Source organism: Affinundibacterium flavidum, from assembly GCF_014284175.1.
GTDB classification, from domain to species: domain Bacteria; phylum Pseudomonadota; class Gammaproteobacteria; order Burkholderiales; family Burkholderiaceae_D; genus Undibacterium; species Undibacterium flavidum.
Genome location: NZ_JACOGA010000008.1, coordinates 231,043 through 244,591, shown reverse-complemented (window position 1 = coordinate 244,591; position 13,549 = coordinate 231,043). Strand labels below are relative to the sequence as shown.

Genomic DNA, 13,549 nt, shown 5'->3' with positions numbered 1-13,549 from the left:
CCATTTTTGCCGCGGTAGTAGGTGCCAACTCCAGTCGCACTACGCGCTCCTTACGCAGGCACCTACTACCGCAAAACCATACAACCAACTACAAGAACAGACAATCTATAAGACAGCATACAAGGGCCGGGGATGAGGGAGTTTCAGGTTCAAGCAGAAATATTTAAAAAAGCTAAAATTAGCTCGCTTCGTTACTTTTCCTTAAAACACTATGTCGCTTCTGAACTGCCCTCACCCCAACCCTCTCCCGCGTGCGGGAGAGGGAGTTTTGTTCATCTCTCAACTTGCGTAGATCGTATCGTTCGTCTGCTGTAAAGGGAATGTCACATATGGATTCAAGCCTCTGCGCAAATTTCAACAGCGCTGTATCAATTTCATCTTAGTTTTGCCTGAGCTTCACTTCCACTTCCCACGCTTACATGATGTGAAGAACAAAACTGTGCATTTTTGCGCACTTTTGAACTGGTACGATTTTTGCAAATTCAGTTGATGAGCCATGCATCACGTCGTTCATTCTTATTGCAACTATCAACTTTTAACCATCAACTACCAACATTCAAACCAAAGGACTCATCATGACAAAACTCACACTCTCAATTAAAGCACTGACGCTAGCCATAAGTCTAAGCACGGGCAGCTTCGTCTACGCTGCTGATCTGCAATCCGCAGCAGCGCAACTGAATGCCAGCAATACCAAAACCATAGAATTTTCTGGTACAGGTTATTGGTATCAATTCGGTCAGGCACCGCATCCTAAATTAGCCTGGCCGCAATTTGATGTGAGCAGCTACAAGGCTAGTATCAATTACGACAATGTAGCAGCACGAGTGCAAATTGTCCGCAAGCAAAGTAGTGAAAAAGGGCGTGATCGCCCGACACCCGTTGAACAACGTCCAGATCAACATATACAAGGCAATTACGCATGGAGTCTGGCGACACCGGCAAATGCCAGCGCCCCAGTCGCTAACGCGCAACCTGCGGCAGTTGAAGAACGTACAGCCGAAATTTGGTCAACACCACAAGGTTTTTTGAAAGCGGCATTGGTCAATAATGCGAGCAGCAAGTCGACCAAGGCGGGCGTCGAAGTTTCATTTAAAGTCAATGATAAATATCGTTATGTCGGCATTATTAACGCAAAAAATCAAGTCGAAAGTATCAAGACCTGGATCGATAATCCTGTGCTTGGTGACACCTTAATCGAAACCAAATTCAGCGCTTATAAAGATTTTTCTGGTGTTTCTTTCCCAAGCCAAATTGTACGTTTACAAGGTGGCTTTCCGGTACTCAAATTGAATATCGATGACGTGAAAGCGAATACCAATTTCACACTGAGCACACCGCAAAATGTGGCTGAATTTAAAGCGCCAGCGATTATAGTCAATGCCGTCAAACTCGCTGACGGTGTTTATCACTTGACTGGTGGTACGCACAATAGCGTGGCAATTGAGCAGAAAGATCATATCGTCTTAGTCGAAGCACCATTAAATGAAGAGCGTTCTCTAGCCGTGATCGCTAAGGTAAAAGAAACTATACCAGGCAAGCCAATTAAATTTTTGATTAACTCTCATGCGCACTTTGATCACTCCGGTGGTTTGCGCACCTATGTCGATGAAGGCTCCATCATTTTGACGGAAGAACAAAATCGCCCTTACTATCAAAAAATCTGGGCGGCACCACATAGTATTAATCCGGATAATTTAGAGCGTTCCAAGAAAGCGGCGCAGTTCAAAACTTTTAAAGGAAAATTAGTATTGAATGACGGCCATCGTAAAATCGAATTACATTCCATTGCAGGGAATAGCCATAACGATGCCTTCGCTTTAATTTACTTACCGGCCGAAAAAATCTTGATCCAAGCTGATGCTTTTAATCCACCGGCAGCGGGCACCACAAATCCAGTACCAGCGAATCCTTATTCAGTGAATTTGTACAGCAATATTAAAAAACTGCATTTGGATGTAGAAATCATTGCAGGCTTACATGGTGCGAAAGCAGTTAATTTGAGTGATTTGCAATCCTACATCGGACAACAATAATCCTTTCAATTCATGCACAGACTCCCGCCAACTTTGCTAGTGGCGGGAGTTTCTATTTTGTAGTGATGTTGTGCTTACTCAGCGTCCTATGCTGGGGAGAAAAAATCAATCGCTGATTCAGATGCGTCTCAATAGAAAAAAGATGATTAGCTCACAAGCTAGCCAAAAATAAATACAGCTGAACCATTTTTCTGCAGCACGCTTTATTCGTCCGCATTACTCGCCCGCACTATTCAACATAAATCCGTAAAGCCCAGGCGATCAAGCAAGGGCTGATTGCCAAAGACAATGCTAGTATCGCGGCAAGTAAATACAAATTAGGAGAGGCGGATAATCCTATCAAATCGGCATTGACCGCAGCAGTGCCAAATATCAGTATAGGAATATACAAAGGCAATATTAAGAGCGCGATCAAGGCGCCACCACCACGTAGCCCTAAAGTCAGGGCAGCGCCGATACCACCTAATAGACTCAGGCTAGGTGTTCCCAATATTAAGCCCAGACTTAGATGAAAAATCGCCAGTGCCGGCAGATCAAATTGCAAGGCGAGTAGGGGAGCCAGCAGAATTAATAGTAAGCTGGTAATCAGCCAATGTGCCAACAATTTCCCCAAGACTAGTACCACCAAGGATTCAGAAGATAAGAGTAATTGCTCCAGTGTTCCGTCTTCGGCATCTTGCGTGAATAGGCGCTGCAATGACAACATCGATGACAATAAAGCGGCGACCCAAATGATGCCTGCACCTATGCTGCGCAAGATGTTGACCTCAGGACCTATACCTAAAGGAAATAAGGTCGATACCAAGACAAAAAATACGAGCGTTGTGATGACTTCAGAGCGCCGCCGATACGCTAGCCGCAAATCCCGATGTACGATACTGAAAAACACTTGCCACATAATTATCCTAGTCGTAGTTGTCGGGTGGTACTCAATTCACTTATTGCATCGACTGCAGAATCAGCGGTCGAATCTGTAGTCGAATCTACAGCCGAATCTACAGCCAACGCAGCCATCAAAGCGAATTCTTGGTGGCTGGTATAAATCAACATTCCACCTTGTTTTAAATGGATGCGCAGGCGCTGCAACAATAAGGCTATGGTTGTGCGATCGAGCGCACTAAAAGGCTCATCTAAAATCAACAGTGTCGGTAAGGATGCAAAAAACAAGCGCGCCAAGGCGACACGTTTTTGCTGCCCTTGCGACAATACGCGAGCCGGCAAATCTGCTTGTGCGCCTAATCCGATTGCAGCAAGGGCGTTATGAATTGCTGCGGCACTATGAGCTCGCCCTTGCATTTGACAAGCGCTAGCCAAATTTTCGGCAGCGCTTAAATCTCCCTTAATGCCGAATTGATGTCCGATATAGAGTAAGTTTTGATGAAATTCTTCGCGGTGCTCACGAATGCATAGTGTTTGCCAGTAGACTTTGCCTGCTTGAGGCAAGCTTAAGCCACAGAGTAGACGCAGCAGGCTACTCTTTCCCGCACCGTTTTCTCCCGTCAACCACAAGCTCTCGCCCGCCTTTAATTCCAAATGCAAATTGGAAAATAACAGACGTGCGCCGCGGGTGGAGGATAAAGAAATTGCCGACAATGACATGGTGCGTTCAACTTATAAAAATTCATAAAACAGGCGGCAAGTGTAGTCGCGGATGTCGTCTGATAAAACGAAGTTTACTGTCTATACTTATTTACTCTGTGCGTGGGCGGGCTTATAGGTGTCAGCACTTCATATGTGTTTTTTGATCTAAACTAAGAAGAAAATATTCGTTTTAATTCTATCTAAGCAGCTGCATGATGGCATCCTTCATTTCTCAGGAGTCACTCATGCCGGATCGTCATTCGATAGCCAAATCCTTGATTCAACAAAACCAACGCTTGCGCCGTGTAAGCCTGATGGCGGCATTGTTGATTAGCCTTGGACTGGCATGGTCAGCGCCCAGCATAGCGCAGGGTAATAGCAGCATTTTGAACGCATCCTATGACGTCACCCGAGAATTGTTTAAGGACGTCAACCCTGTTTTTGTCGCCGAATGGAAAAAGAAAACCGGTGAGACTCTGACGATTAATCAATCGCATGGTGGATCAAGCAAACAGGCGCGATCTGTAGTCGATGGCTTGGACGCAGCAGTGGTAACAATGAATCAAGCGAGCGACATTGATATTTTGGCGGAAAAAGGCATGGTGCCAGCAAGCTGGAACAAAGCCTTCCCGAATAATTCTTCGCCATTTTATTCGACCATGGTGTTCTTAACGCGTAAAGGAAACCCTAAGAAAATCGCTTCTTGGGAAGACTTGGGTAAGGCAGATTTAAAAATCATTATTCCCAATCCAAAAACTTCTGGCAATGGACGCTATTCCTATTTAGCCGCTTGGGGTTCAGTGATTAAATCCGGTGGCAATGAAGCGCAGGCACGTCAACTGACTGAGCGAATTTTTAAAAATGTGCCTGTGCTCGACGGTGGTGGGCGAGGTGCAACAACCACATTTACGCAACGTGAAATTGGCGATGTACTGGTCACTTTTGAAAACGAAGTGCAATTGATTAAGCAAGAATTTGGCGATAACTTTGATGTGGTCTATCCAAAGATTTCCATCCTCGCGGAATCTCCTGTTGCGGTGGTTGATAAAGTCGTTGATAAACTTGGTAACCGTAAGCAGGCTACAGCCTATTTGCAATTTCTGTATTCAGAAGCAGGGCAAGAAATTATCGCAAAACATTACCTGCGCCCACGTTCTGAGCTGGCTGCGAAAAAATATGCGGCCAATTTTAAGCCTGTGAGCTTATTTACGATTGAGGATGTGTTTGGTGGGTGGAAGCAAATTCAGAAGAAGTTTTTTGATGATGGGGCTGAGTTTGATAAGATTTATCAGAGTAAAAAATAGTGTAGTTGTTTGGTTTTGGTGAGTTTTCACTTGCCTTGAAAACGCAGATTCCCATGGGGGTGACTCTGCGTTTTTTGTTATTTTAGAAACGTTAGATTGATTTCATGTGATTTTCTTTTTTTGATTGCTTTAAGTTTGCAGGTCGGGTGTGGCCCGACAGCCAAGCACCTTTTTTGCTTCGCCAAAAAAGGTCCTCCAAAAAAAGGCGACCGTAGACTCGCCCTTCGGGTGCTTACGCTACGCTCCAGCATAATTTGTGCATCACAAAAAATGGGAAAGTGTCGAAACTCGCTTCGCTCAAACAACGCCACTTTCTTATCCATTTTCTGTGACGCACAAATTACATCGTCTCAAACGGGGGTAGGTCAAAAGCAAATTCAAAAACAACGTCAAAAACAACGACCGCCAACCTCGATTGGAAAAATGGGCGTCTTTTGATACTGATTGTTTTGATGTTGGGGTTGTTGTTGGTTTTGATTTTGTGCTGTTCCACTTCTGACACTGCCAATTGTGCAAGACAGAAAATGGATAAAGAAAGTGGCGTTGTTTGAGCCGCAGGCGAGTTTCGACACTTTCCCATTTTTTGTCTTGCACAATTGGGCACCCGAAGGGCAGTGGCAGCGTGGTCGCCTTCTTTTGCTTACTTTTCTTGGCGAAGCAAGAAAAGTGAGTGGCTGTCGGGCCACCCCCCGACCTGTGAACATCGAACAAGCACGAAAATAAATTAGAAACGAAACAGTTCAGAAAGCCATTCGTCAAAAGTGCAGCACACGATATACGTGATTTAAGGTATGAGCGGTGGATTACGCTAAAGCTAATCCACCCTACAAAGCAGGCAGAAAATCGCCCCAGATTGCAGACAAGGGATTACAAAAAAACCTTAATCCTTAGTCTTAAAATCATCATGACAAGCCTTACAAGTCTTACCCAAAGCCCCAAACTGCGCCTTCACAGCAGCTTGATCTCCATTCGCCGCAACCTTCGCCAATTCATTCGCTTCTTTAATAAAGTTACCCGCCAATTCACCAAAATGCTTATCAGTAAAGGCTTCTGGCTTGGTTGCCGTATCATGCCAGCCCTTACCCTTATCACTGCCAGGAGCGAATAAAGAACCCAAACCTGCATTCGCTACCGCGGCAATTGTGTTGGCGGCTTTTACCACTTCTTCTTTATTGTAAGTACCTTCCACATTCGCTTTGACACGACCATTATTCCAGGCAATGATTTGAAACGCCGACTGGCGCCATTTAATTAATTGTTCAGGCTTAGGCGCATTTTGAGCAATGGCGACGGCTGAGCTAGATAATATCGATACCGCGATGAACGGCACGAGGATTTTTTTTAACTGCTGCATAAGTTCTCCTGAGTTGAATATAGGAAGTGATGGAGGATAAAAAACACGCCGCGCCTCCATCGCACGGCGTGGTGAAGAAAATTAATCTTGCTTGTGATTTTTTATTTGGCGCGACCACTAAAACCTGTGGTCAAAGTCTGAATTCGATAGGCAGAGCCGCGACCGACTGCATACAGAACATCTTTGTTCTTACCAGCGAAGGCGATATTCTGTGGACTCTTAGGTAGCACGATGATGCCTTGCGCTTCGCCGTGTGGACTGAAGACTTCGATGCCGGCGCTGGTCGCGACATATAAGCGACCAGCACCATCTACCGCCAAACCATCGGCACCGCTGCTGTAGCCAGTATCTGTTTTTCGCCAGCCTGCGAGTTTGGCAAAATTGCGGCGTTCCCCTATGCTACCGTCGGCATTGAGCGCGTACGCTAATACATGTTCACCCAATGTGTTCGCGACATAGAGGGTTTTTTCATCTGTGCTGAGTTGTATCCCATTCGGACGTTCAATATCGTTGGCGAGGCGACTTAGTTGACCTTTTGTGTCGATCTTATACACGGCGGGTTTTGCGGTGGCTGCCTGATCAGGTTTAGCGGGGCCACTTGCGCCGGAATCAGTGAAGTACACGATACCTTTACTGCTGACCACTAGATCATTGGGGCGTCCAAATTTTAAGCCCTCGTAATTGTCCGCCAGCGTGCGTGCTCTCTCCGGAGGGTAGACGATCCCAACGCGCGTATCCAAGACTTGCACCGCATATAAATCGCCATTCGGGGTGAAGCCCAGGCCATTTGATCCATTCGTGTTGCTCAGAAAATTACTGGTGCTGCCGTCTTCTGCAATGCGGGTGATGCGATTGTCCTGAGTTTCAGTGAATAAAAAACTGCCGTCGGGATGACGTACCGGGCCTTCGGTACCTTTGAAGCCTTCTTTGATCAATTCGATTTTGGTGCCTGCATGGACGACGCCTGTGATGGCTGGCGTGACTTCTTGTGCATGGATAGGCGCACCAGCGGCGATGCTAGAAATGACGAAGGCGAGTGCTGCGCGGTTTTTCCAATTGTGAGTATGCATGTCCGGTTTCCTTAAGATTTTTTGGCAGCGATTTTTTGCACGATGGCTAAGCTTTTTTCGACGTTTTCAAATGGCGATACACCACCGACCGTGGCATTAATCTTGCCATCGGGTGTGATGATGAATGTCGTGCGTTCTGCGAATCCATGGTCTAAATCTTTACCACGACTATCCTTGCGACCCGCTTGTGCTTCACGAATGGTCAACTCATAGGATTTAGCGATCTTGCCATCTGCGTCCGAAGCGACGGAGATTTTTCCTGCGCAAAAATCGGGGTCTGCCGAGAAATCATTTAAGCGTTCTATACTGTCTAGCGACACGCCAACGATGCTGGCACCAGCCGCTTTAAATTTCTCGGCGCTCTCTGCGAAACTATGTGCCTGAATATTGCAACCGTTGGTGTAGGCCGATGGATAGAAGTAAACGACGACCGTGCCTTTCTTTAATTGCTCTTTTAAGGAATAGCTATAAGCTTTACCTGAGAAGGATGCCTGAGTTGTAAATTCGGGAGCTGTCTGACCTTCTTTCAGTGCAGCGATGGCTGAGCTTGCGATTGTTAACGCGACTATAGTGCTCACTAATATGCTCACTGAAGCGCTTAATGCAGGTTTATGGAAAATGGATTTCATTGTGTGCTCTTTCAAAAAATGTTGTGAAATTCGATCTACTTTTTTCAGATAGAAATTTATTGTGCTGTTGACAGATAGCTCGCCAAACTATCGATTTCATGATCCTTCAGCGGCTGTAATAGCTTGCTCATGACACCAGTCTGATCATTGCGACGTTGACCGCTACGCCAGTCCAGCATCTGTTTTTGCAGATAGCGCCACTCTTGTCCCTGCAGACGTGGTGCAACAGCTTTTTCGTTTGTCGTTTTAGTGTGGCAACTGATACAGGCGGCGATGCCGCGCTGACTGTCACCTTGCTCAAATAGCTGTTGACCTAAAGTGTTGGGCAGCTGTTGGTTCGTATCAGCCTGCATAGGTTTTTGTGCCGCGAAGTACGCAAGAATATCGGTTGCATCTTCGTCGTTGATGCTGTTGGCCATCATTTTCATAAAATCATCTTTCCTTGCGCCGTTACGAAAGTCCTGGATTTGTTTGAACAAATAAGCGACATCTTGCCCGGCTAGTTTGGCAAACTTAACGATCTTGCCAGCACCATCAACATGGCCGTGACCTTGCCCATCGATGCCGTGACATTCCATGCAGCGCTCATTTTCCGCTTTAGCAAAACCTGCTTCAGCGTTGCCGACACGCAGAGTTTGCAAGCTGGCAGTCGTTTTACTTTTTGTGCTCGCCTGTTTTTTTTGCGCAAGTACGATTTGCGGTAGTAAGAAAAAAGTACCGACAATAAAAGATAGGGCTTGCCATTGCCTTACGCGATTAAGCTTCAAACTAAAATGTAGGCCAAACCTCATGTCTATTCTTTCTTGTAGAAGGTATGACATGTGCGGCAAGTGCGTGACAAACTGGTGGCAGAATCGGTGGCCGCATCAAACTTATTTGCGCTGACCGCGGTGATAATTTCCACGGTTAAGTCCTTACTTTTTTTGGATAAATCCACGGCATTCTGTGCATCGCCCCGTTTGACAAAGTGTTCTTCAACCGTAATGAAAAGGCGATTGAGCTCCTTGGCATCGGCGGTCGATGCCTTAGCATCTTTTAAGGACAAATTAGAAGACAAACTTTTATTCAAGTCTTCAATGTTTTGCATCAGATCCATGTCCAGATCACCGTCGGCAAAACAGACACCCGCAATCAAGCTACTTAATACGAATAATCCAACTAAAACTTTACGCATAAATTAATCACAATTTGAATCATGGTCAGAGACCAAAAGAAAAGTGGGCGCTCCTGATCTGAGACGCCCAAATTTTTCGTACTTCGTTTTCTCTTACTGCTTTTACCTCTTTGCCCTAGGCAAGAATGTCAGTAATGACTTTGCCGTAGACCACAGTAGGGCGTTCAGAGCGTCCATTGTTAAGGAAGGTCGTCTTCAAGTGATCCAAGCCCATTAATTGCAAAATAGTGGCGTGGAGATCATAGGTATCAACAGCTTTTTCTTTATCCGCTACTTGCAGACCGATGGCATCGGTTTCGCCATAGGTGAAGCCTGCTTTCAAGCCGCCACCTGCCATCCACTGTGTATAGCCCCAAGGATTATGGTCACGACCATTGCCACTTTGACCGTAAGAAGTGCGGGCAAATTCGGAGGTCCAGACGACTAAAGTCGTGTCGAGTAAACCGCGTTGTTTCAAATCTTCCAGTAAGGCGCCGATAGGTTTGTCGACCGCTTTCGCCATGATGCCGTGATTCTTTTCCAGATTGTCATGCGCATCCCAGACGTTTTGTCCTGTGACTTCGGTTTGACCTGAAGGGACACCAGTGACCACGTGGACAAAACGCACACCACGTTCGACTAAGCGACGTGCGCGCAGCAAGGTGGTTCCGTAGCCAGAAGTGATCTCTTCATTCAAACCATAAGCGGCGCGCGTGGTTTCAGATTCTTTACTCAGATCGACCGCTTCTGGTGCTGCGACTTGCATACGATCTGCGAGTTCGTAAGAACGTAAGCGTGCTTTCAATTCGGTGTCGTTAGGGAATTTCTCTGCACCTAAGCCGTTCAGTTTTTTCAGTAAATCGAGTGAGCTGCGTTGTTGATTGGCCGTGCGGACATCAGGACGATCTAAGTACAAAATGGGTGAATTGCCAGGACGGAAGGCCGTACCTTGATACACAGCCGGCAAGAAGCCGGAAGCCCAGTTCACACCGCCAGCGGAAGGCTCACGGTCACCGCTGTAGAGGACAACATAAGGTGGCAGATCTGGATTGGCAGAACCTAATGCATAACTAATCCATGAACCTAAAGCTGGGCGGCCAGGACTGAGATCACCTGTATTCAGTTTCAAAATAGAGATGTCGTGCGTCGCGCCTACCGTGACACTGGATTTGATGAACGTCATCTTGTCCGCGTGTTTAGCGATATTGGGTACCAGATCAGAGAACCAGGCACCACTCTCGCCGTGCTGCTTCCAGGTGCGATTTGATGCATATAATTTACCGACACCGCCTTGCGTACTGGTTTTGATGCCTTTTAAAAAGGACGCTGGTACATCTTGACCTGCGAGGCGAATCAATTCTGGTTTGTAATCGTATAGATCTAAAGTGCTTGGTGCGCCGTTTTGATGTAGCCAGATCACAGATTTAATTTTTGCTGCATGATGTGGTGCTTTTGGGGCTAGAGGGTCGGCCAGTTCTGCGGCAGTAGCAACATTTAAACCCAAACCTGGCGTTAAGCCAGCGAGAGCGGCACCACTTAAACCGAGACCAGATTTCAAGAGAAAATCGCGACGTGTATTGTTAGTCATAATTGTCTTTCAGATGATGAAAATAATGTAAATTGAATAGGGCTGTATAGATTAAAAGCGACTAAAAGCGATAAGCGAAATCATTCGAGTTCGATACGGTATGCACCAGATCAACGAAGGCGGCAGCGCGTACAGGATTAATTTGTATGCCTTGCTTCAAACCGGTTGGTACCGCAACTTCAAACTTGCCGGTCCAGGTACGTTCTTGAATGACTTTTTCTTGGTTATCTAAGAATTGTTTCAAGACATTGCGTTCGTCTTTGTTTGGCTTACGCGCAAATAAGGTCACATACAATTGATCGAGTTGTGCGTTTTCATCTTTACCAGCCGCAGTGATAATTTTTCCTGCTAAGGCCTGTGACCAGTTACTGACCAGGTCACTGTTAAATAGCGCCAAAGCTTGCAAAGGTGTGGTCGTCACTTCACGTTTGTGATGTGGATTGGATGGATTCGCTGGATCAAAAGCTTGTGTTAATGGATAAGGAATACTACGACGTACAAACACGTAAATACTGCGGCGATTGTGATCAGCTTCGTCCTTTGATACTTCCCATTGATTGCCTGCATTTAAGCTAGATGGTACTGGCGGAAAGACTGCAGGGCCACCAATTTTGTTTTCTAATTTTCCAGAAACATACAGTAAAGAATCACGGATTTCTTCAGCATCGAGACGCTTACGTGGGTACACTGCCAGCAACTTGTTTTCAGGATCTGCTTTTACTACATCGAGACGCTCTGACGACGCTTGACGATAGACGCTAGAGAGCAAAATATCACGTTGCAGTTTTTTGACGCTCCAGCCATTTTTGACAAAATTGCTGGCCAGGTAGTCGATTAGCTCTGGATGCGTAGGTTTGGTACCAGCACGACCAAAATCTTGTACGGTACTAACGATACCCTTATCAAATAACTGCGCCCAGACACGATTGACATAGACTCGTGCTGTTAAAGGATTTTTTTCACTGACCAACCAATTTGCCAAAGCAGCACGGCGACCTGTACCGTTTTTGCTGGTGCTGATTTCTGGTTTGTAATCGCCTGCCCATAATGCTGGCAGACCTGGTTCTACTGTTTCTAATGGACGCTCATGTATGCCGCCAAAACGTAATTGCGTAGGAATAGGATCTTTGCCGATTTCTACTGCAGTTGTGTAGAAATTAGAGCCACCTTTAGTCGGCCGGAATTTATCAAATTTGCGCAGATCTGCGGTGAGTTTTTGGTACTCTTTGTATTTTGCTGCGTTTTCTTCTTTATATTCCGTCGTGCCTTTATCTTCGGCTGAAATACGCAAATAAGCGACGATGTCTTGTTCCGTGGCGACTGCATCTTTACGGAAGTTGACCCAACGATCTAAAGCGTTCCATTCTTTTTCTGGTTTAAAAATAGAATCGCGACTATCCGTCAGATAACGTTCGTTATGATATTTACGACCCTCAGCACGTACCGTATCCAAAATTGCTCTTTGCTTGGCGCGAATATCTTTCGTTAATTCATTGTATTCCGCTTGGGCTTTGGCGAACTCCTTATCGGCTTCGGTTTCCGTTCCTTTAGTTAAGCGTACGCGTTCGTCGAATTGTGTATTCGAGAAGAAGGCTTGCAACTGGAAGTATTCCTTCTGACTGACTTTATCAGCCTTGTGATTGTGGCAGCGTGCGCAACCGATGGTAGAGGCGAGAAAGGTTTCTCCTACCAGATCAGTCATGTCGGTGGCGATTTGGTATTTGCGTTGCACCAGATCGCGTGAATTGCTGTTATCTGGATAGCCTGCTAAGAAGCCCGTAGCGATCTTGGCGTCTTGGCTGTCAGGATATAGTTCGTCGCCTGCGACTTGTTCGAGTACAAACTGATTGAACGGTTTGTCTTGATTAAACGCGTTGATCACATAGTCGCGATAGCGATAATTGTTGGGACGTGTATTATCATTCTGGAAGCCAGCGCTATCAGCATAGCGTGCCAGATCTAACCAACGACGCGCCTGACGTTCGCCGAAGTGAGGCGATGCCAATAAACGATCAACTAACTTCTCATAAGCGTTCGGTGTTTTGTCATTTTCAAAGGCGCGCACTTCTTCTACTGTAGGCAAAATACCCCAGGCATCTAAAGTCGCACGACGAATATACGTACCACGATCTGTTTCGGGTGACGGTTTGAGTTTGGCATTTTCCAGTTTAGCTAAGACGAAAGCATCAATCGGATTGCGCACCCACGCTTTTTGTTTTACCGCTGGAATTTCTGGCGCTTTAACTTCGGTGTAAGCCCAGGCTTTGTTGTTAGCACCAGCATTACTTTTTGCATTGCTTGGCGCATCTTTTTTGTCTTGACCTGTCGCAAGGGCTGACAGACTCAAGAGTACGGCGAGATAAATCACTTTCTTTTTCATTGGTGGGCTCCCATTATTTGCTTGCTAAACTTGTTTGCTAAAGGTATGACTAGTTGTGCTACAGATTTTTCTTTTCTGGTGTCGAGCAGGATGATCTTTAAGCGATTTCCTGATTAACTTTTGCCAGCCTCGCGACTGTTGAAAAGACATCAGCACAGCAATATTTCGTTCTTCGTGAACAGTAATAGCAAGGAGCGCGCCAGCTTCTCGTGGCGCTGATTTTTCTATTTGAAGTTCTTGCCTAAGTTATTGATTGTGAATATTTTATTGTTGATTTTGACGTCAAAAAATTTCAAGGTGAAGGGGGCAGGAGTGCAGTGCTTGTGGGATCAACTGTTGCAGAATGATCAGCGCATTATGGCAACTGTGGCATGCGCAACAGACTCTCTGTTGATTGTGGTGATGTCAGCTCATGTTGAATTTGCAGCAGCTGTACTTCTTTTTTATTCGCAAT

The 13,549-nt window shown here is 45.9% G+C and carries 11 protein-coding genes; 2 read left to right on the top strand and 9 right to left on the bottom strand.

Features of this window, described 5'->3' with window-relative positions; all coding sequences use genetic code 11:
• Positions 1–575: 575 nt before the first annotated feature.
• Positions 576–2,036 carry an MBL fold metallo-hydrolase gene (locus H8K55_RS10445; RefSeq protein ID WP_186942032.1) on the top strand — a complete coding sequence of 487 codons (1,461 nt, stop codon included), beginning with the start codon at positions 576–578 and terminating at the stop codon, positions 2,034–2,036.
• A gap of 229 nt (positions 2,037–2,265) precedes the next feature.
• On the opposite strand, the gene ccmB is transcribed toward H8K55_RS10445, so the two are convergent.
• The gene (gene ccmB / locus H8K55_RS10440) at positions 2,266–2,934 is read right to left on the bottom strand and encodes a heme exporter protein CcmB (protein ID WP_186942031.1); all 669 of its coding nucleotides are present in this window, start codon (positions 2,932–2,934) and stop codon (positions 2,266–2,268) included.
• Between the two features lie 2 nt (positions 2,935–2,936).
• Positions 2,937–3,635 carry a cytochrome c biogenesis heme-transporting ATPase CcmA gene (ccmA, locus tag H8K55_RS10435; protein ID WP_186942030.1) on the bottom strand — a complete coding sequence of 233 codons (699 nt, stop codon included), beginning with the start codon at positions 3,633–3,635 and terminating at the stop codon, positions 2,937–2,939.
• Positions 3,636–3,862: 227 nt separating this feature from the next.
• On the opposite strand from ccmA, the gene H8K55_RS10430 reads away from it, so the two are divergent.
• Positions 3,863–4,921: a sulfate ABC transporter substrate-binding protein gene (locus H8K55_RS10430; protein WP_408057965.1), complete on the top strand. Its 1,059-nt coding sequence runs from the start codon at positions 3,863–3,865 to the stop codon at positions 4,919–4,921.
• Positions 4,922–5,801: 880 nt separating this feature from the next.
• On the opposite strand, the gene H8K55_RS10425 is transcribed toward H8K55_RS10430, so the two are convergent.
• From H8K55_RS10425 to H8K55_RS10395, 7 genes are all read right to left on the bottom strand, one after another.
• The gene (locus H8K55_RS10425; protein ID WP_186942029.1) at positions 5,802–6,275 is read right to left on the bottom strand and encodes a c-type cytochrome; all 474 of its coding nucleotides are present in this window, start codon (positions 6,273–6,275) and stop codon (positions 5,802–5,804) included.
• A gap of 101 nt (positions 6,276–6,376) precedes the next feature.
• A complete protein-coding gene (locus H8K55_RS10420) occupies positions 6,377–7,345 on the bottom strand; it encodes an SMP-30/gluconolactonase/LRE family protein (protein WP_186942028.1) in 969 nt (322 codons plus the stop codon).
• Between the two features lie 11 nt (positions 7,346–7,356).
• Positions 7,357–7,974: a peroxiredoxin gene (locus H8K55_RS10415; RefSeq protein ID WP_186942027.1), complete on the bottom strand. Its 618-nt coding sequence runs from the start codon at positions 7,972–7,974 to the stop codon at positions 7,357–7,359.
• A 56-nt stretch (positions 7,975–8,030) separates the two neighbouring features.
• Positions 8,031–8,765: a c-type cytochrome gene (locus H8K55_RS10410; RefSeq protein ID WP_186942026.1), complete on the bottom strand. Its 735-nt coding sequence runs from the start codon at positions 8,763–8,765 to the stop codon at positions 8,031–8,033.
• Positions 8,766–8,767: 2 nt separating this feature from the next.
• Complete coding sequence (locus H8K55_RS10405) at positions 8,768–9,148, bottom strand: hypothetical protein (RefSeq protein ID WP_186942025.1); 381 nt, start codon at positions 9,146–9,148, stop codon at positions 8,768–8,770.
• Between the two features lie 115 nt (positions 9,149–9,263).
• Positions 9,264–10,715 (bottom strand): DUF1501 domain-containing protein, encoded by a 1,452-nt coding sequence (locus H8K55_RS10400; RefSeq protein ID WP_186942024.1) that lies wholly within the window; start codon positions 10,713–10,715, stop codon positions 9,264–9,266.
• 61 nt (positions 10,716–10,776) lie between these two features.
• A complete protein-coding gene (locus H8K55_RS10395; protein ID WP_186942023.1) occupies positions 10,777–13,095 on the bottom strand; it encodes a DUF1549 and DUF1553 domain-containing protein in 2,319 nt (772 codons plus the stop codon).
• Positions 13,096–13,549 lie beyond the last annotated feature (454 nt).

Bases quoted from the DNA above. Each gene is read 5' to 3' on its own strand.
- H8K55_RS10405 (WP_186942025.1), bottom strand. From the start codon at position 9,148: ATGCGTAAAGTTTTAGTTGGATTATTCGTATTAAGTAGCTTGATTGCG.
- H8K55_RS10395 (WP_186942023.1), bottom strand. From the start codon at position 13,095: ATGAAAAAGAAAGTGATTTATCTCGCCGTACTCTTGAGTCTGTCAGCC.
- H8K55_RS10425 (WP_186942029.1), bottom strand. From the start codon at position 6,275: ATGCAGCAGTTAAAAAAAATCCTCGTGCCGTTCATCGCGGTATCGATA.
- H8K55_RS10400 (WP_186942024.1), bottom strand. From the start codon at position 10,715: ATGACTAACAATACACGTCGCGATTTTCTCTTGAAATCTGGTCTCGGT.
- H8K55_RS10445 (WP_186942032.1), top strand. From the start codon at position 576: ATGACAAAACTCACACTCTCAATTAAAGCACTGACGCTAGCCATAAGT.
- H8K55_RS10430 (WP_408057965.1), top strand. From the start codon at position 3,863: ATGCCGGATCGTCATTCGATAGCCAAATCCTTGATTCAACAAAACCAA.
- ccmB (WP_186942031.1), bottom strand. From the start codon at position 2,934: ATGTGGCAAGTGTTTTTCAGTATCGTACATCGGGATTTGCGGCTAGCG.
- H8K55_RS10410 (WP_186942026.1), bottom strand. From the start codon at position 8,765: ATGAGGTTTGGCCTACATTTTAGTTTGAAGCTTAATCGCGTAAGGCAA.
- ccmA (WP_186942030.1), bottom strand. From the start codon at position 3,635: ATGTCATTGTCGGCAATTTCTTTATCCTCCACCCGCGGCGCACGTCTG.
- H8K55_RS10420 (WP_186942028.1), bottom strand. From the start codon at position 7,345: ATGCATACTCACAATTGGAAAAACCGCGCAGCACTCGCCTTCGTCATT.
- H8K55_RS10415 (WP_186942027.1), bottom strand. From the start codon at position 7,974: ATGAAATCCATTTTCCATAAACCTGCATTAAGCGCTTCAGTGAGCATA.